Here is a 21,567-nt window from a genome sequence, read left to right on the forward strand (position 1 = left end):
AGTCTTAAACCAGTCCATCGAGCTGCTTTTTGAGTTCTTTGAGCTGGTCTCTTACAGAAATAAGGGTGTCGAGAACTTCAGAAGATTTCTCGGCACCCGTTCTGTTTTGGTTCAGATACTTACGGGCAGCCGCAATCTTCAATCCCTTCACCTTGATAAGGTTGTAGATGAGCCTTACCTGCTCAATATCCTTATCGGTATACTGGCGCACTTTATTGCCAGCAACCTTCGGTTTGAGAAAAGGAAACTCCTTTTCCCAATATCTCAACGTAGAGTCGTTTAGACCAAACATTTCACCTACTTCCTTGATAGAATAGTACAATTTCGTTGTTTTATCTGGAATTATTGCCATTTTTTCCGTCTTTAATTTCAAAAATAATTAATTTAGTTGCAAAATTAAACAATTCTTCTTATCTTTGCAAAGATTTTCGGAAGAAAATGCCCTAAAGGGCAAAAATATTTTCTGAGAGGACTCTCAATCCCCTCTCCAAAACAGGAAAAAGAAATTAAAGATAAATATAAAAAAGATATGATGACAGCTAATGAAGTGCGCGAATCCTTCAAGAAATTCTTCGAAGGTAAAGGCCACAAGATTGTTCCATCAGCACCTATGGTTATCAAGGATGACCCAACGCTGATGTTTACAAACGCTGGTATGAACCAGTGGAAAGACATCATCCTCGGTACGAAAGACCCAGGCAAGGATGTTCGTCGTGTTGATACTCAGAAATGTCTCCGTGTAAGCGGTAAGCACAACGACCTCGAAGAGGTGGGTCACGATACTTACCACCACACCATGTTCGAGATGCTCGGTAACTGGAGCTTCGGCGACTACTTTAAGGAGGGTGCCATTGATTTGGCATGGGAGTATCTTACTGAAGTTTTGAAACTCAACCCTGCCGATCTCTACGTTACCGTATTCGAGGGTAGCAAGGAGGAAGGTCTGGAACGCGACAACGAGGCTGCAGGTTACTGGGCTAAGCACGTGCCAGCCGACCACATCATCAACGGTAACAAGCACGACAACTTCTGGGAGATGGGCGAAACAGGTCCTTGCGGTCCTTGCTCAGAGATTCACGTGGATTCTCGTACTCCAGAGGAGAAGGCTCAGGTGCCAGGCCGTGAGTTGGTAAACAAGGATAACCCTCAGGTCATCGAAATCTGGAACATCGTGTTCATGCAGTACAACCGCAAGGCTGACGGTTCTCTCGAACCTCTCCCAATGCACGTTATCGATACAGGTATGGGCTTCGAGCGCTTGGTTCGCATGTTGCAGGACAAGCACTCTAACTATGATACAGATATCTTCCAGCCAATCATCAAGGAAATCGAGGCTATCTCTGGCAAGAAGTATGGCTTCACTACTCCTACAGGTGAGAATGGCGAGGGTAAGGATGAGCAGGAGAAGATTGACATCGCTATGCGTGTTTGCGCCGACCACCTCCGTGCCGTAGCCTTCTCTATCGCCGATGGTCAGTTGCCAAGCAACGCCAAGGCAGGTTACGTAATCCGACGCATCTTGCGCCGTGCCGTACGTTACGCTTACACATTCCTCGGCCAGAAGCAAGCATTCATGTACAAGCTCGTCAATGTATTGGTAGAGCAGATGGGTGCAGCCTTCCCAGAGTTGCCAGCTCAGCAGGAGCTCATCACCCGCGTGATGAAAGAGGAAGAGGATTCATTCCTCCGCACCTTGGAGAAGGGTATCAACCTCCTCAATGGCGATATGGACGAGCTCAAGGCTCATGGCGAGACTCAGCTTGACGGCGTGAGCGCATTCCGCCTCTTCGATACATACGGTTTCCCTCTCGACCTGACAGAGCTTATCTGCCGTGAGAATGGTTACACCGTAGATGCTGCAGGCTTCGACGAGGAGATGAAGAAGCAGAAAGAGCGTGCCCGCAATGCTGCTGCCGTAGAGAACGGCGACTGGGAGGTTTTGAAGGAAGGCGACCAGAACTTCGTAGGTTACGACTATACAGAATATGAGTGCCACATCCTGCGCTACCGCAAGGTGACTCAGAAGAAGAACTCTTTCTATGAGTTGGTACTCGACAACACTCCATTCTATGGTGAGATGGGTGGACAGGTTGGCGACAAGGGTGTACTCGTAAGCGAGGATGAGACCATCCAGGTTATCGACACCAAGCGCGAGAACAACCAGAGCATCCACATCGTAAAGGAGTTGCCAAAGGATGTAAACGCTGATTTCATGGCTTGCGTTGATATCGAGAGCCGCGAGGGAAGCGCTGCCAACCATACAGCTACCCACTTGCTCGACTACTGCCTGAAGCAGGTTTTGGGCGAGCACGTAGAGCAGAAGGGTTCTTATGTAGATAAGGATACATTGCGTTTCGACTTCTCTCACTTCCAGAAGGTAACAGATGAGGAGCTCCGCAAGGTAGAGCACATGGTAAACGAGATGATCCGTGCCGACTACGCCCTGGACGAGCACCGCGATACTCCTATCGAGGAGGCTAAGGAACTTGGTGCTATCGCCCTCTTCGGCGAGAAGTATGGCGACAAGGTTCGTGTGGTTCGCTTCGGTCCATCAGCCGAGTTCTGTGGTGGTATTCACGCCAAGAGCACCGGTAAGATTGGTTTCTTCAAGATTATCTCTGAGAGCAGCGTAGCAGCCGGCATCCGCCGTATCGAGGCTTTGACAGGCAAGGCTTGCGAGGAGGCTATCTACGGCTTGCAGGATACCATCGTAGCCTTGAAGGGCTTGTTCAACAATGCCAAGGATCTCGAAGGTGTCATCAGAAAGTACATCGACGAGCACGATGCCTTGAAGAAGGATGTTGAGAAGTTCCAGGCTCAGGCTGTAGAGCGTGCCAAGGATAAGCTTGTAGAGAATGCAAAAGAAATCAATGGTGTGAAGGTTGTTACAGCCGTATTACCAATGGAGCCAGCAGCTGCCAAGGATTTGGTATTCAAGGTTCGCGAGGCTTTGCCAGAGAACATGATCTGCGTAGTAGGTTCTGTTTATAACGACAAGCCAATGCTCAGCGTGATGTTCAGCGATGATATGGTAAAGGATCATGGTTTGAACGCTGGTAAGATGATTCGCGAAGCTGCCAAGTTGATTCAGGGCGGCGGTGGCGGTCAGCCTCACTATGCTCAGGCTGGCGGTAAGAACAAGGACGGCTTGAGCGCTGCAGTAGATAAGGTTGTAGAGTTGGCTCAGCTGTAATCAGCTTCCACAAATGAATATATGATAGAGTTATCTTAACTCTTATATATAATAAGGTATAAAGGGTTGCAATCCATCTTTTCGAGGATTGCAACCCTTTTTCTGTAAAATGCTGCGTATGATTTCAATATTTTTATTACCTTTGCACCCGAATTGTAAAACATATACATATTTAATATGGCTATTATAAAGACTGTAGAGGGAAAGACTCCTCAATGGGGAAAGAATTGTTTTATCGCTGAGAATGCCGTACTGACCGGCGACTGTATTCTTGGTGATGACTGCAGCATCTGGTATAGTGCGGTATTGCGCTCTGACGTGGATGCCATCAGATGTGGAAACAGAGTGAATGTACAGGATTGCGCCTGCATCCATCAAACCGGTACGATGCCTTGCATTCTGGAGGATGATGTATCAGTGGGACATGGTGCCATCGTTCATGGAGCTACCGTTAGAAAAGGTGCTCTCATCGGTATGAATGCCACTGTGCTTGACAAGGCTGACATTGGAGAAGGGGCTATCATTGCTGCAGGTGCTGTAGTTACCCATGGCACCAAGGTTCCTGCACATGAGATTTGGGCGGGTATTCCAGCCAGGAAAGTAAAGGTCTGCGCTCCTGGACAAGCCGAAGAATTTGCCAAGCATTATTCCGGATACATCAAAGACTGGTATCTTAAGGAAGATTAATTGTTACAACGAGCATTTAATATCATTGAAACGATACCATCTATAAGTTATAAAAACTAAAAATAGATAAGTTTTATCACTTATAAGTGAAACTTTTCGTATATTTGCAAAAAGTTTCATTTATAAGTGATAAAAATATGGCAACTATTATTCGTCAATCATATATCGACAAGATAGAAAGGTATCTTGGAAAGGAGACCATCATCGTATTAGTAGGTCAACGTCGTGTAGGTAAAAGCTGCATGATGAAAATGATTCGTGACCGCAAGAAGGCAGATGACAGCAACAATATCATCTTTATAGATAAGGAGAAAAGAGAGTTTGACAACATTCGGGGGTGTAATTTAAACTGTGTCAAGGCTTGTTCTTAACTTTCATTCCCACTCCCTGCTGGGGGCATGCCCCCAGCAGGGAAGCCTTTTCGGCTGCAAAGTTACATAATTTTAAATCTATCTCCAAATTTTATTGCCAATTGTTGAGAAATTTGTCCCCAATTTGCCAGTGACATAGTCCATTTCTTACGGATGTTGCGGTAAGCTAAGTACACAAGCTTCTCCAAAGAATTATCCGTAGGAAAGACCCCTTTAGTCTTTGTGACCTTTCTTACCTGTCTGTGATACCCCTCAACCGTATTGGTCGTATAAATGAGTTTACGGATGGCTGGAGTATATTGGAAATACTCTGTCAGACGTTCCCAATTGTCACGCCATGACTTGATGACAATTGGGTACATCTCTCCCCACTTAGACTCTAACAGGTCTAAATTAGCAGCAGCGGAGTCTTTGTTTACTGCACCATATACTGTTCTTAAATCCTTGATAAACTCCTTTTGATGCTTACTGCCAACATACTTGATAGAATTGCGTATCTGATGGACAATACAGAGCTGCACAGAACTCTCAGGAAATACGCTTTGGATGGCATCTGGGAAGCCTTTGAGACCATCAATACAACAAATCAAGAGGTCTCGAACACCACGGTTCTGAAGATCCGTAAGAACTTCTAGCCAGAAGTTAGCTCCTTCACTCTTAGACACATACATACCTAACAGTTCTTTTTGGCCTTCCTTGTTGATACCAAGAATGTTGTAAATGGCTCGTGTGACAGCTCTGCCATTCTCATCCTTTACCTTATAATGGATAGCATCAAGCCAGCAAATGACATATACAGGATTGAGCATGCGAGACTTCCAGGCGGTGATTTCGGGTAATACACGGTCTGTTATAGAGCTGATTGTATCGGCTGATAGAGTTGTGTTGAACTCACGCTCAAAGTAGCTGCTGATGTCACGTGTGCTGGTGCCCATGGCGTACATCTCAATAATCTGGTCTGCCATGCCATTGGCAAGAATAGTCTCACGCTTCTTTACGGTCTCAGGTTGGAAAGTTCCGTCTCGGTCACGAGGAGTCTCTATAGTGACCTCACCATATTTTGTTTGAACCTTCTTACTCATCTTACCATTACGACGGTTGCCGGAAGAGCGTTCCTCGTCACTTAAATGAGCGTCCATCTCACCTTCGAGAGCTGAGTTGAGAATACGCTCTAACAATGGAGCTAATGCTCCGTCCTTGCCAAATAAGGCTTCACCACTACGCAACTGCTGAGCTGCTTTCTTGTAATCAATTTCTAAGTTGTCCATAATATAAAAACTGTGTTAAACTACTTTTATTGTAGCTTGACACAGTTTAGTTTACACTCTCCAACATTCAGACCTATCAGGATCTCAACGACTATATCGGAGAGCACTTTCAGTCCGATAAACATAACTATATCCTTATCGATGAGATACAAGACATCAAGGAATTTGAACGATCCATCCGAAGTTATCGCACAGAACCCAACACCGACATTATCATCACAGGTAGCAATGCCCGCATGCTGAGCAATGAACTGAGCACACTCATCGGTGGCAGATATAAGGAAATCTATATCCAATCGCTGAGCTATAACGAGTTTCTGGAATTTCATCAACTATCAGATAATGACGAAGCACTTGCTCTGTACATTCAGTATGGCGGTTTGCCTGGTCTGGCAAAGATAGGTCTTGAAGAGGATGATGCACGTGAATACCAGATGGATATTTACCATACCGTTTTGCTTAAGGATGTCATCATGCGCAACCAGATAAGAAACGTGCCATTCTTAGAGAACCTGGTGCGTTTCCTTGCTGATAATACAGGTAAACTCATCTCAGCCAACAGTATCTCCAAATATATGAAATCTCAAGGAGAATCCATTGCTTCGGCAGCTATCACCAATTACATATCCTTCCTTTGTGAAGCCTATATCCTGCACAAGGTGAACCGCTATGACATCCACGGCAAACGTATCTTTGAAACCAACGATAAGTTTTATTTTGAAGACAACGGCATTAGAAATGCCATTGCCGGGGGAACACGTGAAGGAGACATTGAGAAAGTGATAGAGAATATCATCTATCAGAATCTCATACGCTTGGGCTATCAAGTTTATGTAGGACAACTGCAAGCTGGAGAAATCGACTTTGTATGTACCAAACCAGGCGGCGAACGCATCTACGTGCAAGCTTCCTATATCATAGCCGACGATGCAACCAGAGAACGGGAGTTTGGCAATCTCCGTGCCATCAAGGACAACTACCCGAAGTACGTTATCTCCATGACCCCTCTGCTCACCAAAAATGATGATGACGGCATCACGCACCTGCATCTTCGCAAGTTCCTGACTGAAGGAATATAAATAACAGGAATTCCTCAGATTGGGCACACAGTGTATTCCCAATCTGAGGATTCTTTTATTCCTCCCCATTCAGGCATTCGCCGGTTTCATAACTCTTCGTCATATCCTTTAAGATATCAATCATCTCCTGCCTTATCGCCTCCCAAAAAATGAATATGCTTTCATAAAAGAAAAGCAAGCATCAACGAGCCAACCGATACACGAGCCAACTGTAGCTATCCACCAGGCAACAAGATAACCAGTAGTACAATTGGTAGCCTTGAAAAGGACATCACCGTCAAAGAGATGCCTCACCAGATTAGGCAGGAAGAACAATCCATGCGCCAAACCAGCTTGCCATCCATACAATTCCGTACCATTGATGTTGACAAACAGTATCGCTGCCACCAATACAACTATCGGTCGCCAGGGCAAAAAGATGTAGACCATAACTAGATACCCCAAAATTCTATCCATATCTTCTTTTATATTTTATATGTCTAAACACTAACCAACCATAAAAGCCACACATTACAGCCATGACATAGAACAAGAGGGAAACTAAATTCGACCATTTACCTTCCACACCCACAACATAGAATCTATCTTCTATATGTTTGGGTACCACATCTAGTGCTCCTATAGACAAACCCAAGAAACACAAGGCTAAAACTACAGCCAACACCAATCTTATCTTTGCATTCATACCCCTTAGAACAATTGAAATCGTTTATACTCTTTTCTCCAATCTTCAAACTCTTTATCAGTAGGCTTACCAAAAGCTGGATACATCTTATCATATTCAATCTCCGTATGAGTAGGTTTCTCATTGAGATAATCCTTCAAGGAATCCTTCTGCACCTGAAATCGACTTGATTCTACGAAGATTAAACTTTTACAAATTCTCTTCTCAATTCTTTCCTCCATCCATTCTCTGCCATTGGTGAGAAAAGACATATACCAATATCTCATCTCAGCCCAAGCATTCCTTGTAGGGTGCGCTGTGCCATGAATGAAGTCACGATAAACAGAAAGCGAGAGACCGGTTAGCCAACAAACCTTGACAGAATCCCCCTTAGCCATTAGCGTCATGTCCGACAACATCTGTTGCATTGTCATCTTCTCCGACTTCCGCCAAAGCATTTGCTTTTCCATGTATTCATTTTTTTCAGCTTCTTTCTGCTTCTGCCAATAGCCATGAGGGTTCAAGAAGAACCAATAGCCAAATAACACTACCAGCACGGCACTCAATACCAATGCCAACCTACACACTCTTTTCTTGATGTTCTTTTCCATAATTTCTATATTTTATTTGTTATTACTCACAATACACTTACATAACCATTATATTTTTTAAGCGTTCAACTAAAAAGTCCTCCTTTCAAAAGGTTCTTATGCTACCTTTTTCTGGTAACACGTTAATACATAATTAATCAAATCAGCATTCTTCAATTGTTTTTTACCAGCATCTCCACGTACATATAGTTCACAGCCATTCAAAAGAATAATGCCACCCTCCCATTTAGGGATAGAGATTCGGCAGAACAACTTACCTTCAATCGTTTTGTACCAAATCATTTTGATTTGAGATACAAACGAATAATTGTCTATCGCTTGGCTCAGCTGATTCATGAAGTCAGCCTGAAAATCTGCACGATTTTCAAAAGGTGCCTCATTCAATAGTTCATCTTCAACACCACGTATTGTACCATCATTCCCTACTCCAACATACACATCACCCATCTCATGACTATTGCCAAATGCTACAATCTCTTTAAATATCTGCTGATTTTGGAAACTTCGTTCACTACGAAGAGGATTGGCACTGTGCATAAATGAGCTTTTAAATTCACGATGAAAGTTTTCTTGCTTTCCTAAATCTACCGAATTTACCCCCAGCAATGTTCCAAGGTATGCACTTTGCTCCTTTTCTGAGGACTTACTCTTCACATCCATAGCCTGAAGTATTGCATCTACAGTCAGTTCATTTTTTCTCAATTTGTCCGCAAACATGTTCCACAACTCATCAAGGGATACCGATTGATATAATTGAGCATCTTCGTATAAACTCTCTTTGCTCATCTTCTTCGCCTTAGCAGGAACCGATGGTTTTTGCAAAGGATTTGCTCTATGTTGATAGCTTGTACTTGGATAGATTTTTCCATCCTCCATTTCACGTAGTTTCAGAATCGTTCCAACGACTACATGTCCGTCAGAATCTATACACTCATTAGGCAATACCACAAAACTTGTGATACACCATTCAGGAACAATCCCCTCTTCACCATTATTCATATTTACATAACGCAAATATTTACCTGTTGATAAATTCTTAACCTCAATCACTTTAGCTTCAAAGCTTCTTTTTGTTGTTGCCATAATAGTTTTAATTAAATTGTTTAAATAATCAGATTGCTTCCGAAAGGCTCTTGCTTTAGAAAATTTCTGCTTTTGCAAATAGAATCGTGAAAACCGATTATCTTTCAACAAATATTTGCCCAAAGCTCGTAGCACAATCTGATTGTTTTGAATAATAATCTGATTCATAATCCATCATGATTTTACAAAGTAAACCTCAGGTTTATTTCGATGCTTCAGCCAAGACTTCCAATAGCTTGGCTGAAGCTTTTATGACACCTAATCATCTTCTATTCCATCGGGAAACATCATATTCAAAGCATCTTCAATAGAATTATTTGTCACTTCTTCCCAATTTTCAGGATTGTTCTCATAATCCTCGTACTCTTCTTCCGAGAGATCAAAAATCGTTCTGTCTTCAATCATTGCCTTTAAATTTAAACGTTTATACTAAAGTTTTTCCAGATCAGAGATAGCCTTTGCCTTAAGTTTCTTTGACCAAGGTCCTTTCTCGATTTTCCTTCTAATAGTTTCTTTGGTTTCACCATTCTTATAGAGTTTCTTAATTACTGCCTTAAACAAGGCATCAAAGCCAAACTCTGTCAAAGCTGAAGTTACCGCACCAGCCAACAACAAGAAGGCGATTCCACCAAGCATTCCCCCAGGACCAAGCAACGCCAACGCTGCTGTTATTGCTGCTGCACCACTCAATCCAGTCATAGAGATTGCTACCATTAACATTATACCAGGTACTCCAAGACCTGCAATTTTATTCACTATTCTATCCATTTTCTTATATTTTTATGGATTAATAAACTTTGGAAGCAAATTTGCATAAACGCAGGCAGGCTTCCTTGCTACCTTTTGTTCCTTGCTGGTTGTGGAAAGACCTGGGGGAAACAAAAGAATAGCAGGAAGCCTAATATCTTTAGTATTGACTTACAAAACTAATCATCTTCAGTATCCGCCCTTATCAAATTTCCACATTCGCAAGGTGTGAAGAATCAACTTCATAATTGAAATGAGATTTGTTATGTCACCATAATTAATTCAAATTTAATAGTTCATTACTTGAAGTCATTCCAACTGCCTATAGGCTATCATAGAACCACTTCGTTAACTAACTCTGGTGCAAAAGTATAAAAAACAAATAAGCGTAGCAAATTCACTAGAATATTGCCACGCTCATTTTGTTACAATTTTCAACAACTAATTAATTATCAACTACTTACAACTTATTCTTTATTTATTTTTTTAAATTTTGCTTCAAAATCTGCCACTTTTGGAGTGTTCATACACAATTTTATTAACTTGACTTTACTTTCTAATCCATTAGTCTTTAAATTCTCTTCAATTGTTATATCAGTATTGTTTGCTACAGATTTGAGATTAAACAATCTTTCTATATCCTTTACTCTAGTAGCTCTTCCGTTTAGAATTTTACTATATATTTTATAACAAAATAACCTATAACAACTTCTCGGTCCGAATTCCGCCCTATATTTTATTTCCTTATTGACTTCTATTGAAAGTAAGCCACAGACACAGGCATTAGAGATAGCACTTGCTAATTTCTCAATAGTATCAACCTCCATATCTACTTTTTCTTTTATAAGCAGCTTGACTTGTTTCACAAGTGCCGACTTTTGAACTCCAGACAGATACATTGAATCTTGAGAAGTCTTGCAAAAACCTTTAGAACTCAACGATACAGGTATAAGGGACTTCAAATGATTATTATATTTACGTTGCCCTTTATCTTCAATTTGAACTTGGCGATTAGCTTCTGAAACATTGAGCAATTTTATATAAAGGAATGCATCATTCCCTATTGTCTTTGATTTTATTGTATGAAGTCTGCCAGACTCCTTAAGAATTCCAAGATATCTATTATCGTTTTCCTCACTACTTTTCATTATTATCATAGAAAAACCATTCTTATCCAGTTTACCCTCAAAAAGGTGTTTGAAGAAAGCCTCGGAAACAGGATGTTCCTCATCTATATAAACGACAAAGCCTTTCGCCAGCACATTTTCATCGATAAAAGTTTTACTACGTAATCCATCAAAGGAAAGACCAGTAAACGCTAACAAGTCCTTCTCCTCATATTTTTTTAAGGAATAATGAGAACAATCTTGTGGATAAAGACCGACAAGAGGACGCACCTGTATATTAACCTTAGTCTGTAACAGTACATTAGAATATATTATAATGTCATCTTCATTATAATGCAGGATTCCGTAAGGTACTTTCTCCAAGACGGGCGTTATACCTAACTGCTTTTGTATCTGACTAACCAAATAGTTCAACACATCCGAATCCCAAGCAAAACACTCAACAAAATCCAGCATATTCTTCAAATCATCAGAAAGAACTGAAAATTGAGTAAGTAAAGCCAAATCTTCTTCTGTCTTGAACATATTCCATCTAATAAGCCTTAATACAACTTGCTCTGTCGAAAGCTCCCCTATACGTCCATACTTTTGTTCAAAAGTCTTAGTAAATTGAATAATAGCCGTATCTGTCTTCTGCAATTTCTTTTCATTATACACAAATCTGAACATACTCTTGGTTGGAATGCCTAGATCATCAACCAACTGTAGGTTTCTTCCTGTTGGCATTTTTCCTTCCTGAATTTTCCTTAACAGAAGATTCTTTATATCTTTATGCCATACAATTACGAGCTTAGGTTTCAGGTCATGCAGAACATCCAAAAAAGCCTTAAAATCATCATCCTCTTTTTTAGACAACGCCTCTTCTACCCCATACATACTTGTATGAGTAAGGCTCATCTTTGTAAAATGCTGTATGTAATTATAGAAAGCAAGATGGTTCCAATATTTTTTTTGCTCATCTGGTTCCATACAATCTTGTGTTCCTGTAATATAAAGTAGGAATTCCTTGAAAGACTCATAGCCTAAGAAATCCCCAAAATAACAATTAAAAGCTTCATAAGTAGTATAACGTAAATCGTATGGAGTTGAATCATCTACTTCGCTAACCGCCCATCTACATAATTTATCATATTTCTTACTGTTACTATTCAGAACACAATCTTCATAATACTCACAACCTTTTTGTATACACCAATGATTGATACCAACAACCAAAGTTCCCCCTTCTTTCCACTCCTCGGTTATTCTTGGATTGAAAAGATACTTCGGAGTCTTATGACCTTTACCCATACACTTCTTTAACATATCATTATAGAAGCTAGAAGACTGACTATCTATATACGTTCTATCCATTTATCAAATTCTCCTCTATTAGTTTTATCATTGGATACCATTTCTGTATTGCCTGCATCTTACTCACATCATGAAGTGTAGGGGATTCTAATTTCATAATACGTGCATACTCGTACTTAAAAAGAACCACAAAGACTATCTTTTGATAACCACACAATGATGTATCTCGACGAGAAACAGAACCACGTATGATATAATTCTCGGCATAACAAGTCTTGCATATATTGATGAAAGGGCAATGAATACAACATTCTTCTTTATGCTCATTGTCTTCCTTCATCTCTATATGTTCTAATTCACTTGATTTTTTTTCACCACAAACAGACGGAAAACACATATGGCATGGATAATATTTTCTTGTCTGAAAGTCGAAAGCTCGACAATTACCTATGTTACATAGAGCCGTAAAACTTTCGTCTGCCAAAGTCCACGATATGTCATAACTAAAGAACTCGCAAGGTACTATAGCTGGATTATCCAAATAAAACTGAGCCAAATTCAACATTTGGTGATAAAACTCCTTTTCCAAATGGCATTTTTTCCAATCTGTCATTAAAGAAAAACGAGAATATATTTGATTGAACCCTTGCGAATGTAAGTACTTTACATTTTCAGCAACATCTAACAACGTTGCTGGTGTGATAACCATATTAAGCCTAACATCCTTCCAGGTCTGAACAAAAAAATCCAAATCAATCTTATCAAAAGAATTAGAGCGATTTATATTATGAGATTTTCTGTTACCATCTAAGCTCAGTTTCAAAGTTATCTTATCTCGATTCTCATACAACCATCTCTTTATTTCACCATGAATCAGCGTACCATTAGTTGTCACACTAAAATGATAATATTCGGGAAATTGTTTCTTCCAAAGAGTTTCACATAATTGTTTTATCTTAGGGAACACTAAAAAAGGTTCACCTCCATGAAGCTTTATCTTAGTTCCATGTTCAGTTTTCTCCATCAACATTTTTTCCAAGATAGAGACCGCTTCATCTACATCAAATTCTATATCATTCTTATTCTTCTCAAAACAATACACACAATTAAGGTTACAACTAAAATTAGTTGAAACATATATTCTCCTACTATATTCTAATGCCGTATTCATGATCGAATTTTTTATTTAGCTAACACATAGGTCCATAAAATCATTCAACTTTATGGACCTACTATGTTCAAATACAATTAACCATACCATTGACCACAAGCCTTTATAATATTAGGCTTTGTATCATGTGGATTAACTCTTGTCTGGTTCTTCTCCAGCCACAACGTTACAGCATCTTGCTGAATCTCCATTTCATTTTTCATCTTGCTATCGCAAGTTGAAAACATTTTTTTACTACTTTTGTCAAACATAATATTTTAAACTTCTTGAAACATTTTTTCATTCAAACGTATCATCATATCATAAAAATATTCTTTATTTCCTAGACTACATTCCCTATTGGCATTCTCCATCATTTTTAAATTACATTCTTTAAAGCCATCGAAATACTTGACTCGGCAGTCACCTCCACAAATATACTTAAGTTCACATTCTTTACAAGGCATCAAATTATTGACATTAGCTAGTTCACGGGCTTTTTTTGCCAAAGTTAATATTGATGTAAAATCATCGCTCCGAACATTTCCTATAGATTTCATTTGTTGTAAAATTGGACATAATACGACATTGCCATCAGCAGAAATTGCTAAATTTCCATAATCACAATTGTCTTCCAATCCACCATTCTTATGGAAATTCATAAAAGGCTTATCCATAAAATCTCCATAAATGCCATCATAAATTTCAGTTACAATAGCTTGATATTTTTTTTCAGTTCATTAGTAACAACAATGTTCCTCCCTTCCAAAATATCAAAGGTAAACTTTACTAGAAAATTTATATCTCCATATTTTTGATATAAGTTCTTAGCAAACTCAACATATTTAGGATAATCAACTTCCAAGTTCTTATCAAGATACGGAGTTACAGATATTTCTGTATATACATGATATTTCAAAAAAGACTCTACAGTTTGAAGGGCCCTAGAAAAATTACCTTTTCCTCGGACTTTCGAATTCGTCTCTTCCGAATATCCATCAATACTAATCTGAACACGCGAAAGCATTGGAGCTATTTTGCTTATAGTCTCTTCTGTCCAAAGTGTACCATTTGTTAGTATCTCATTTTTAATTCCTAAATTGTATGAATGCTCTATAATTTGCAACAAATCTTTCCTCAAAGCTATTTCACCACCAGAAAAAACAATAACCTTACCACCAGAATTATAAAACTTCTCTAAAACAGAATAAACCTCATCGGTAGAAAGTTCATTGTTTTTCTTGATACCAGCAAACATATAGCAATGAGGACAACGCATATTACATCCATTTGTTAGATAAAACTGCATTGTTCCTGTTTCATGCTTAAAATGTACTTTTTTATTTTCAAATTTTCTTGCGATAATTTGAGTAACTACAGCTTGAGCATTTTGATGAGAACCAGAAAAATGCTGTAAAGCTTCACCTAGCTGGTTATTATGCAAAAGATTAAGGAATGACAATTGTTCTTCATTTTGTAAAACTATCCAATTCGCAGTTTCTGGTGAAACCACTAATATCTTATTAGCATACCTGATATTTACCATTTTTGAAGGTAAAGCAAATATTTTGTCAAGAGGGATACTTTTTCTAACAACAGTTTTAACTTCTTGCTCCATAAGAATATAAGTTTTAAGATAGACGAGACAAGCTCGCCTATCTTTGTTTTTTTTACAACTACTACATTTTTAAGCAGCAGCACTACCTTTTGAAATTGTTGCCCAATTGAAATAGCATCTAGCAAAACAACCCCATGCAACAATTTTCTGTTCTTTAGCCTGTGAGGCTTCTACATAATATTCAATATCCATAATTATAAAATTTAAAGATTATTTTTGTCATTTACCTTTTCTCAATACTTTAGCGGCTCCTGCTACAGCTATAATTGTACCAGCAACAGTTCCTACGAAATGTACACCCTCTTTGATGGCATTCCAAACTTTTGTTTTTGTTTCCTTTTCCATTTTAAATTCTATTTTAAGTTATTGCCCATATAGAAAAAGAATGGTGCGAACTCCTACATTTCACACTTTCTTGTAAGTTAGGCTCTGGTAAAACCCGTAGAAAAGAAAATATGAAAGAGGAATCCACACCATATACTGGTGTAGACTCGCTCAAACAATAACTTCCGTTCATTCTACGTTCAAATTTACCAGATTTCAACTTACTGAACAGTATTGCCTGCACGTGTCCACAAGATCTTCTTGCTTCTTTGCATGGTATCCACTTCATACAAGTATTAAAACTTGCCCTGTCGCATACCGATTGCAAATATAGAAAAAATTCGGATAACATCCAAACATTTCCGAAGTTTTCTTTGCGGATTCCCCTATTTTTCTTCATATCATTCTTTTTTTAGTTCATAAAACAATATATTTCGGGGCAAAAGTATCAAAAATTATTGAATAAAACAAGTCCATAATGGTCCACAAAGTAAAAAAGTTCATTTATGAGATATTACATATCCACGTATCTAAGATAAAAAATCCATAAAATGAGTCCACTTGAAAAAGTCCCGAATCATATTTTTTGTCTTTGTAACTTATTGACAATCAATGGCACGTTTTCGTAAAAATGACTTTTTCAAGTGGACACAAATATAGAAACGAAAATTACAACAAGCATTGAATATCATTGAAATAACACCATCTATAAGTTATAAAAACTAAAATAGATAAGTTTTATCACTTATAAGTGAAACTTTTCGTATATTTGCAGAAAATTTCATTTATAAGTGATAAAATCATCAATTACATTTCCTTCCTTTGTGAAGCCTATATCCTACACAAGGTGAACCGCTATGACATCCACGGCAAACGTATCTTTGAAACCAACGATAAGTTTTATTTTGAAGACAACGGCATTAGAAATGCCATTGCCAGGGGAACACGTGAAGGAGACATTGAGAAAGTGATAGAGAATATCATCTATCAGAACCTCATACGCTCGGGCTATCAAGTTTATGTAGGACTGACGGCATCACGCACCTGCATCTTCGCAAGCTCCTGACAGAAGGAATATAAAAACGAACCTCTTCTTTTTCCATTTGCTTGGCAACTTCCTTTACGTCGTCCGTTGCATTCCAATTCAATTGCGTACACCGTGTATTCGCATTTTGAACCACCAAAAATCCTTAATGACCGAAAATGACCGTGACCTTAATGACCGGAATTCTCGGTAGAACGAAAAAGACCGCTCTCCTCGTATTGAAGTGAGCGGTCGATTTATTTATGGATGAGTCTGCTTATTATAATAAGGTAGACTCCATGTTCTTTATCCCATGCAGCTCGTTACTCCGAGCGTAGTAGCGATAGCGGTCAGTATGCTGATGGCTATATGCAGAATTGTTTTCCAAGTGTTCGCTTTCATTTTTTTGAATGTTGAATGTTGAGTGTTGAATGTTGAATTTTTGGGGCGGATAGGCTGGACTAGGGGCTAGCACCCTAGCCAGTCTATCTTTGGACTATTCAAGGCCGTCGCCAGTATCGTCCTTGCCGGTAGTGCCGCCGCCTGATTCAGAGCCTTGGCCATCGCTGCCGGTCTGACCGGTGTTTGAACCGCCTGGGGTAGAACCGCCTGGCGTATTATCCGGAGTAGTTGGCGCGTTGAGGTCAACGTTGGTCTTACCCTCCTTAATCGCCTTGATAACGGCTGCCTGAGCACTGCGGCTGGCTACGAGGTTAAACTCGGCGTCATCGCGAAGGTTCTTGAACTCCTGACCAGGCTCCCACTGAACCTTCACGCCGGTGATGTTCTGCGAGGTGAACTTGTCGGCATCCTCGGCACCCTTTGAGGTGAGAAGGAGAGAGAAATCACCAAGATCGCCCAGACGGATTTTCTTGCCCTCGAGCAACATCTCACGCATGCAGTCTACGGCGATGTAGAGGATGGCGCTGATGTCAGCTCTCGAATAAACGCTACCATGTGAAGTGATGTGCTTGGCAAACTTCTCGATGGTCATGATGTCAGTGTACTGTGAGATGGCGAAAGCATTCTGCTTCTCAGTCTTCACGAGTTCCAGGTCCTTTGGGTCAGGGGTAGTACCCTCCTTCTTTGCCTGGTTGATGCGTGACTTAGCCTGGTTGATCTCCAGAAGATTTGCGTTCACGCTACGCATTACGATGCTGTAATTAATCATACTATGTTATGCTTTAAAGAGTTTATTTAATCACAATTTCCCAGATGCTTTTTCTTGTCCTTTTCAGAGTCTTCATTGATGACCGGCGCCTGTCATCTTTTGTTCCCTGTCTCGGTCTTCATAGATGACCGCGTTTAGGTACAAAATAGCTTTCTTTCGATTGCTGGTGCAAAGGTACGAAAAAGCGCTGTAGGAAGCAATACTTTTCCGGCCACTTGAATTCAGTTTTCCGGAATCTTGTGAAATGGAGTCTTTCGAGAGTAGGTGAAGAGTGTCATGGCAACGGGCTGCATCCGGTCATTAGTGACCGGTCATTATCGGTCATTAAGAAAAACACTTCCGGTCATTTAGCCTCTATAATATATATTAAATATTTTAATATTATATTATAGCTCTTTTTCGCCCCCGAAAAACCTTAATGACCGATAATGACCGGGCATTAATGACCGGATTTTAAGGTAGAATGAAAAGAGTTGTAGTATGATGGGATATTGTGTAAAAGCTTGATATATCAGTTGTTAGATTCTGCTTGCTGTATCATTTGTTATACTCTTAAAGGTTACTAAAACTAGTATCGTAATCCTATCTATTCTGAAACATACCATATAAAATGTGTCGTGCTTTTTTACTAAATTCTTGAATGTATATATATATATCGCCACTCTTTTTGAGTTGTTATCACTTTACTTTTCTCTCATTTTCTCTTGAAAAATAGCTTTAAAAGAACTCTTAGTCTTATTTTTTTCGCTTTTTCTTCTTTTTTCCGTTAAATAACGTGATAAAATTAGGAGAGTTTCAAAAGATTTATTATCTTTGCCTGAAAGAATATAAAATATTAACGTAGCAATAGTGCAAAAGCTAGATACTACAAAAGATTTGTGATATGATTGAATGCCATAACAAGCTGATACACAGCATTTTAGGGGGGGGTAATTTTGCTCAGGCAAAGTTAACTCAATCTCTTCATGTACTTACTAGCAGGCGAATATTATCTTATTTTTATATGATAATGGTCGCTTTTTTTATGCTTTCTTTCACCGCCTGTTCTAGCGACGAAGAAACGGAAAAAGAGAAGGCTTTTGATTACGAAACCACATTTTTAGTCCATAATTGGCAGATTTCAGCAGTTTATCAGCGCATTGGAAGCCTCTTTATCGACGTAAACGAGGTTCCATTGTTCTGCCGTTTCACCTCAGACGCTATTTATTTCTCCGAAGTGAAGGAAGTGAACCTATTCGATTCAAACGGTAAAATTACCCAAACAACCACCGAAAACGTTGCTTGCGGTCAGTACACCTATTTAATAAAGGAGAACAAAATACAGATAGATAATCAGATATTCACCATTACGGACACTAACGGAACCCTCGTTCTGCAGAATGAGGACTGGAAACTAGTGCTCGTAGAAAAATAAACATATATATTATGGGAACATACAATAAAGAACGAGAAGAACTTCATAAAACGATTTGGAGTATTGCCGAGGAATTGAGAGGTGCTGTTGATGGATGGGAATTCAAGGCTTATGTCTTGGGTGCCATATTCTATCGTTACATCTCAGAAAACCTTACCGACTACATTAATAATTTGCAGGCTGCTGCCGGAATCAAGGATTTTGATTATGCTAAAATGGAAGATGAAGAAGCAAAGGAGGCTCGCGAAATGATGGTGCAGGAAAAGGGCTTCTTTATTCTGCCAAGTCAATTGTTTCAGAGAGTAGCTGCTTCACCTGAAAAGAATGTCAACCTCAATGAAACGCTAGCCCAAGTGTTCCGTTCTATTGAGGCAAGTGCTGCCGGTACAGATAGCGAGGAACAGGTAAAGGGACTTTTCTCTGATTTCATCATCGACAGCTCCCGTATCGGCAACTCTGTAGAAATGCGTAACAAGTGTATTTCCAAGGTGTTGACCAAGGTGCGGGATATGCAGCTCAGCAAGACGTTTACAGACAACAGTATTGATACAGTAGGCGACACCTACGAATACCTGATGCAGATGTATGCATCGAAGGCTGGTAAAAGTGGTGGTGAATACTTTACGCCACAGGAGGTGAGTGAAGTACTTGCCCGCATAGCCTGCTGCAACAATCCTAATATTCAGAAGGTTTATGACCCAGCCTGCGGTTCGGGGTCCTTGCTGATGAAGTTTGTGAAATATGTTGGTGAAAAAGCATCGGAAATAGAGTTTTATGGTCAGGAAATTAACCCTACAACCTATAATCTCTGCCGCATCAATATGTTCCTGCATAATGTGAACTATGCCAAGTTTGATATTCAGTTGGGTAACACGCTTACAACTCCTCATCATCTTGGAATGAAGTTTGATGCTATCGTGAGCAATCCGCCATACTCCAAGAGTTGGGAGGGAAAGAATAACACGATTCTGATTAATGATGTACGATACAGTCCTGCTGGTGTACTGGCTCCTATACAGAGGTCAGACCTTGCCTTTACGATGCACATGCTTTACCATCTTAGTGAGACTGGTACTTGTGCCATTGTTGAGTTCCCTGGAGTACTCTATCGTGGTGGAGCAGAGAAGAAAATCCGCGAATATCTGATTAAGAACAATTTTGTGGATACGGTGATTCAGCTTCCTGCCAATCTCTTCTTTGGCGTAGGAATTGCCACTTGCATCATTGTTATCAAGAAGAACAAGAAAGATAATAATATCTTGTTTGTGGATGCTTCGGAAGAATGTGAGAAGAAGGGCGACAAGAACAAGCTGGAGGATAAGAACCAAAACAAAATAGTAAATGCTTATCAGGAGCGCAAGGAAAAACAATATTTTACCAAGCTCGTTAGCAATGATGAAGTTCTGGCCAATGGTGCCAACCTCTCCGTTTCTTCTTATGTAGAGAAAGAAGATAAAAGGGAGGTGATTGATATTGTGGCGTTGAATGAAGAGATTGAAGCTTTGAGTAAGGATATTGCAAGTAAGTCGTTAAAATTGAGTGAAATAATCAAGGAATTATGAACAAGATTGCTGAATTAATAAGTAGATTATGTCCAGATGGAGTTGAGTTTAAAACGCTTGATTCTTTGGTAAGCTATGTTCAGCCTGGTCCATATATTGTTAGTTCAACAGAGTATGATACTCATTATAGCACTCCTGTTCTGACTGCTGGGCAAAGTTTTATTCTTGGATATACAAATGAGGAAGAAGGAATATACAATGCCTCGTCCCAAAAACCGGTTATCATTTTTGATGATTTTACAACAAGTTTTCATTGGGTAGATTTTGACTTTAAGGTAAAAAGCTCTGCATTGAAAATATTGAAAATAAAAGATAAACAAGAGGCAGATTTTAGGTATATTTATATGGCAATGAAAACCATTCATTTTATACCGACAAATCATATGCGGCATTGGATTTCATTATATAGCAAATTTGAGATTCCACTTCCTCCGCTTAACATTCAAAAGGAGATAGTCTCTATTCTTGATTCCTTCACTTCGCTCATCGACAAGATGAAACAGGAAGTAGAGATGAGAAAGAAACAGATGGTGTATTATATAGATAAGTTTTACGGCGGAGATTTTGATGGCATGATGAGGTTAGCAGACATTCCTGGGAATTCTGTTGCACAATTTTCTGACCTAGGCCCTATAATTCGGGGCAAACGATTTGTTCGTGACGATATTCGCACAGTGGGGCAACCGTGCATTCATTATGGAGATATGTATACATATTATGGAACCATGGCTGTAACTGCTAAGACATTTCTCGAAAGAGATTTTCCTAAAAAGATGCGATATGCGCATAAGGGGGATGTTGTTATAGTTGGTGCTGGTGAAAATGATTATGATATAGGTGTTGGGCTCGTTTGGATGGGAGAAGAACCTGCTGCAGTCCATGATGCATGTTATATACTTAAACATCATCAAATACCTATGTATATTTCATATTATCTGCGTTCGAACATTTATCATCAACAGTTGAAAAAGTATGTTTCAAGCGGTAAGATTTCATCTTTCTCTGCTGAAGGATTGGGGAAAGTTTATATCCCTATTCAACCAGAGGACAAGCAGCGCCAAATCGCTTCCATCCTCGACACATTCGAGACCTACATCTCGAAGCTGGAGAAGATGATAGAGCTACGCCAGAAGCAGTATGAATACTACAGAGAAAAGTTGCTGACATTTGAATAAATTCTT

General features: G+C 39.5%; 24 protein-coding genes. 8 read left to right on the plus strand and 16 right to left on the minus strand.

Translation table 11 applies throughout. The features are described from left to right. Nucleotides 1-4 precede the first annotated feature (4 nt). Nucleotides 5-352, minus strand: coding sequence for a MerR family transcriptional regulator (locus ONT18_RS08575; protein ID WP_022121419.1), 348 nt, complete (start codon nt 350-352; stop codon nt 5-7). 177 nt (nt 353-529) lie between these two features. On the opposite strand from ONT18_RS08575, the gene alaS reads away from it, so the two are divergent. The 3 genes from alaS to ONT18_RS08590 all read left to right on the plus strand — a co-directional run bounded on the left by alaS (nt 530) and on the right by ONT18_RS08590 (nt 4,251). After that, on the plus strand, nt 530-3,193 hold the full coding sequence (gene alaS / locus ONT18_RS08580; RefSeq protein WP_264904958.1) for an alanine--tRNA ligase: 2,664 nt from the start codon (nt 530-532) through the stop codon (nt 3,191-3,193). Nucleotides 3,194-3,370: 177 nt separating this feature from the next. Then, nucleotides 3,371-3,880 carry a gamma carbonic anhydrase family protein gene (locus ONT18_RS08585; protein ID WP_144153801.1) on the plus strand — a complete coding sequence of 170 codons (510 nt, stop codon included), beginning with the start codon at nt 3,371-3,373 and terminating at the stop codon, nt 3,878-3,880. 137 nt (nt 3,881-4,017) lie between these two features. Next, nucleotides 4,018-4,251 (plus strand): AAA family ATPase, encoded by a 234-nt coding sequence (locus ONT18_RS08590; protein ID WP_264904960.1) that lies wholly within the window; start codon nt 4,018-4,020, stop codon nt 4,249-4,251. A gap of 62 nt (nt 4,252-4,313) precedes the next feature. On the opposite strand, the gene ONT18_RS08595 is transcribed toward ONT18_RS08590, so the two are convergent. Continuing rightward, nucleotides 4,314-5,519 carry an IS256 family transposase gene (locus ONT18_RS08595; protein WP_264904962.1) on the minus strand — a complete coding sequence of 402 codons (1,206 nt, stop codon included), beginning with the start codon at nt 5,517-5,519 and terminating at the stop codon, nt 4,314-4,316. Between the two features lie 65 nt (nt 5,520-5,584). Here ONT18_RS08595 and ONT18_RS17330 point away from each other — a divergent pair, with 65 nt between their 5' ends. Next, the gene (locus tag ONT18_RS17330; RefSeq protein WP_264906837.1) at nt 5,585-6,598 is read left to right on the plus strand and encodes an ATP-binding protein; all 1,014 of its coding nucleotides are present in this window, start codon (nt 5,585-5,587) and stop codon (nt 6,596-6,598) included. A 132-nt stretch (nt 6,599-6,730) separates the two neighbouring features. Here ONT18_RS17330 and ONT18_RS08605 read toward each other — a convergent pair whose 3' ends face one another. The 12 genes from ONT18_RS08605 to ONT18_RS08660 all read right to left on the minus strand — a co-directional run bounded on the left by ONT18_RS08605 (nt 6,731) and on the right by ONT18_RS08660 (nt 15,236). Continuing rightward, the gene (locus ONT18_RS08605) at nt 6,731-7,027 is read right to left on the minus strand and encodes a hypothetical protein (protein ID WP_147329609.1); all 297 of its coding nucleotides are present in this window, start codon (nt 7,025-7,027) and stop codon (nt 6,731-6,733) included. Between the two features lie 19 nt (nt 7,028-7,046). Further along, on the minus strand, nt 7,047-7,283 hold the full coding sequence (locus ONT18_RS08610) for a hypothetical protein (protein ID WP_147329611.1): 237 nt from the start codon (nt 7,281-7,283) through the stop codon (nt 7,047-7,049). Nucleotides 7,284-7,288: 5 nt separating this feature from the next. Continuing rightward, complete coding sequence (locus ONT18_RS08615) at nt 7,289-7,873, minus strand: hypothetical protein (RefSeq protein WP_264904964.1); 585 nt, start codon at nt 7,871-7,873, stop codon at nt 7,289-7,291. A 96-nt stretch (nt 7,874-7,969) separates the two neighbouring features. After that, nucleotides 7,970-9,124 (minus strand): AlbA family DNA-binding domain-containing protein, encoded by a 1,155-nt coding sequence (locus ONT18_RS08620; protein ID WP_264904966.1) that lies wholly within the window; start codon nt 9,122-9,124, stop codon nt 7,970-7,972. 90 nt (nt 9,125-9,214) lie between these two features. Next, the gene (locus ONT18_RS08625; RefSeq protein ID WP_264904968.1) at nt 9,215-9,361 is read right to left on the minus strand and encodes a hypothetical protein; all 147 of its coding nucleotides are present in this window, start codon (nt 9,359-9,361) and stop codon (nt 9,215-9,217) included. Between the two features lie 24 nt (nt 9,362-9,385). After that, nucleotides 9,386-9,724: a hypothetical protein gene (locus ONT18_RS08630; RefSeq protein ID WP_215652779.1), complete on the minus strand. Its 339-nt coding sequence runs from the start codon at nt 9,722-9,724 to the stop codon at nt 9,386-9,388. 446 nt (nt 9,725-10,170) lie between these two features. Further along, complete coding sequence (locus ONT18_RS08635; RefSeq protein WP_264904970.1) at nt 10,171-12,183, minus strand: hypothetical protein; 2,013 nt, start codon at nt 12,181-12,183, stop codon at nt 10,171-10,173. Next, nucleotides 12,176-13,294, minus strand: a complete 1,119-nt coding sequence (locus tag ONT18_RS08640; RefSeq protein WP_264904971.1) for a radical SAM protein — start codon at nt 13,292-13,294, stop codon at nt 12,176-12,178. The genes ONT18_RS08635 and ONT18_RS08640 overlap by 8 nt, the downstream gene beginning before the upstream one ends. A 257-nt stretch (nt 13,295-13,551) precedes the next feature. Next, nucleotides 13,552-13,950, minus strand: coding sequence for an SPASM domain-containing protein (locus tag ONT18_RS08645; RefSeq protein ID WP_264904973.1), 399 nt, complete (start codon nt 13,948-13,950; stop codon nt 13,552-13,554). A 32-nt stretch (nt 13,951-13,982) separates the two neighbouring features. Further along, on the minus strand, nt 13,983-14,891 hold the full coding sequence (locus tag ONT18_RS08650) for a radical SAM protein (protein WP_264904975.1): 909 nt from the start codon (nt 14,889-14,891) through the stop codon (nt 13,983-13,985). 69 nt (nt 14,892-14,960) lie between these two features. Then, entirely contained in the window at nt 14,961-15,083 is a 123-nt protein-coding gene (locus ONT18_RS08655) for a hypothetical protein (RefSeq protein ID WP_264904976.1), read from the minus strand. Between the two features lie 27 nt (nt 15,084-15,110). After that, entirely contained in the window at nt 15,111-15,236 is a 126-nt protein-coding gene (locus tag ONT18_RS08660; RefSeq protein ID WP_264904978.1) for a hypothetical protein, read from the minus strand. Nucleotides 15,237-15,984: 748 nt separating this feature from the next. Here ONT18_RS08660 and ONT18_RS08665 point away from each other — a divergent pair. Further along, nucleotides 15,985-16,281: a DUF4143 domain-containing protein gene (locus tag ONT18_RS08665; RefSeq protein ID WP_264904980.1), complete on the plus strand. Its 297-nt coding sequence runs from the start codon at nt 15,985-15,987 to the stop codon at nt 16,279-16,281. Nucleotides 16,282-16,545: 264 nt separating this feature from the next. On the opposite strand, the gene ONT18_RS08670 is transcribed toward ONT18_RS08665, so the two are convergent. Both ONT18_RS08670 and ONT18_RS08675 read right to left on the minus strand, forming a co-directional pair. Continuing rightward, nucleotides 16,546-16,641, minus strand: a complete 96-nt coding sequence (locus ONT18_RS08670) for a smalltalk protein (RefSeq protein WP_264904982.1) — start codon at nt 16,639-16,641, stop codon at nt 16,546-16,548. Nucleotides 16,642-16,735: 94 nt separating this feature from the next. Next, the gene (locus tag ONT18_RS08675) at nt 16,736-17,410 is read right to left on the minus strand and encodes a DNA-binding protein (RefSeq protein ID WP_218435473.1); all 675 of its coding nucleotides are present in this window, start codon (nt 17,408-17,410) and stop codon (nt 16,736-16,738) included. 1,009 nt (nt 17,411-18,419) lie between these two features. On the opposite strand from ONT18_RS08675, the gene ONT18_RS08680 reads away from it, so the two are divergent. The 3 genes from ONT18_RS08680 to ONT18_RS08690 are packed head-to-tail and all read left to right on the plus strand — an operon-like array spanning nt 18,420 to nt 21,561. After that, entirely contained in the window at nt 18,420-18,824 is a 405-nt protein-coding gene (locus ONT18_RS08680; protein ID WP_264904984.1) for a hypothetical protein, read from the plus strand. A gap of 11 nt (nt 18,825-18,835) precedes the next feature. Further along, nucleotides 18,836-20,386, plus strand: a complete 1,551-nt coding sequence (locus ONT18_RS08685) for a type I restriction-modification system subunit M (protein WP_218459047.1) — start codon at nt 18,836-18,838, stop codon at nt 20,384-20,386. Beyond that, complete coding sequence (locus ONT18_RS08690) at nt 20,383-21,561, plus strand: restriction endonuclease subunit S (RefSeq protein ID WP_218459046.1); 1,179 nt, start codon at nt 20,383-20,385, stop codon at nt 21,559-21,561. Before ONT18_RS08685 ends, ONT18_RS08690 begins: the two co-directional genes overlap by 4 nt. Nucleotides 21,562-21,567 lie beyond the last annotated feature (6 nt).

The sequence above is a fragment of the Segatella copri genome (assembly GCF_026015295.1).
GTDB classification, from domain to species: Bacteria; Bacteroidota; Bacteroidia; order Bacteroidales; family Bacteroidaceae; genus Prevotella; species Prevotella copri_C.

What these genes read in the sequence shown, in the direction of transcription:
- ONT18_RS08575 (WP_022121419.1), bottom strand. Translation starts at nt 352, where the DNA reads ATGGCAATAATTCCAGATAAAACAACGAAATTGTACTATTCTATCAAG.
- alaS (WP_264904958.1), top strand. Translation starts at nt 530, where the DNA reads ATGATGACAGCTAATGAAGTGCGCGAATCCTTCAAGAAATTCTTCGAA.
- ONT18_RS08585 (WP_144153801.1), top strand. Translation starts at nt 3,371, where the DNA reads ATGGCTATTATAAAGACTGTAGAGGGAAAGACTCCTCAATGGGGAAAG.
- ONT18_RS08590 (WP_264904960.1), top strand. Translation starts at nt 4,018, where the DNA reads ATGGCAACTATTATTCGTCAATCATATATCGACAAGATAGAAAGGTAT.
- ONT18_RS08595 (WP_264904962.1), bottom strand. Translation starts at nt 5,519, where the DNA reads ATGGACAACTTAGAAATTGATTACAAGAAAGCAGCTCAGCAGTTGCGT.
- ONT18_RS08605 (WP_147329609.1), bottom strand. Translation starts at nt 7,027, where the DNA reads ATGGTCTACATCTTTTTGCCCTGGCGACCGATAGTTGTATTGGTGGCA.
- ONT18_RS08610 (WP_147329611.1), bottom strand. Translation starts at nt 7,283, where the DNA reads ATGAATGCAAAGATAAGATTGGTGTTGGCTGTAGTTTTAGCCTTGTGT.
- ONT18_RS08615 (WP_264904964.1), bottom strand. Translation starts at nt 7,873, where the DNA reads ATGGAAAAGAACATCAAGAAAAGAGTGTGTAGGTTGGCATTGGTATTG.
- ONT18_RS08620 (WP_264904966.1), bottom strand. Translation starts at nt 9,124, where the DNA reads ATGAATCAGATTATTATTCAAAACAATCAGATTGTGCTACGAGCTTTG.
- ONT18_RS08625 (WP_264904968.1), bottom strand. Translation starts at nt 9,361, where the DNA reads ATGATTGAAGACAGAACGATTTTTGATCTCTCGGAAGAAGAGTACGAG.
- ONT18_RS08630 (WP_215652779.1), bottom strand. Translation starts at nt 9,724, where the DNA reads ATGGATAGAATAGTGAATAAAATTGCAGGTCTTGGAGTACCTGGTATA.
- ONT18_RS08635 (WP_264904970.1), bottom strand. Translation starts at nt 12,183, where the DNA reads ATGGATAGAACGTATATAGATAGTCAGTCTTCTAGCTTCTATAATGAT.
- ONT18_RS08640 (WP_264904971.1), bottom strand. Translation starts at nt 13,294, where the DNA reads ATGAATACGGCATTAGAATATAGTAGGAGAATATATGTTTCAACTAAT.
- ONT18_RS08645 (WP_264904973.1), bottom strand. Translation starts at nt 13,950, where the DNA reads ATGGATAAGCCTTTTATGAATTTCCATAAGAATGGTGGATTGGAAGAC.
- ONT18_RS08650 (WP_264904975.1), bottom strand. Translation starts at nt 14,891, where the DNA reads ATGGAGCAAGAAGTTAAAACTGTTGTTAGAAAAAGTATCCCTCTTGAC.
- ONT18_RS08655 (WP_264904976.1), bottom strand. Translation starts at nt 15,083, where the DNA reads ATGGATATTGAATATTATGTAGAAGCCTCACAGGCTAAAGAACAGAAA.
- ONT18_RS08660 (WP_264904978.1), bottom strand. Translation starts at nt 15,236, where the DNA reads ATGGAAAAGGAAACAAAAACAAAAGTTTGGAATGCCATCAAAGAGGGT.
- ONT18_RS08670 (WP_264904982.1), bottom strand. Translation starts at nt 16,641, where the DNA reads ATGAAAGCGAACACTTGGAAAACAATTCTGCATATAGCCATCAGCATA.
- ONT18_RS08675 (WP_218435473.1), bottom strand. Translation starts at nt 17,410, where the DNA reads ATGATTAATTACAGCATCGTAATGCGTAGCGTGAACGCAAATCTTCTG.
- ONT18_RS08680 (WP_264904984.1), top strand. Translation starts at nt 18,420, where the DNA reads ATGGTCGCTTTTTTTATGCTTTCTTTCACCGCCTGTTCTAGCGACGAA.
- ONT18_RS08685 (WP_218459047.1), top strand. Translation starts at nt 18,836, where the DNA reads ATGGGAACATACAATAAAGAACGAGAAGAACTTCATAAAACGATTTGG.
- ONT18_RS08690 (WP_218459046.1), top strand. Translation starts at nt 20,383, where the DNA reads ATGAACAAGATTGCTGAATTAATAAGTAGATTATGTCCAGATGGAGTT.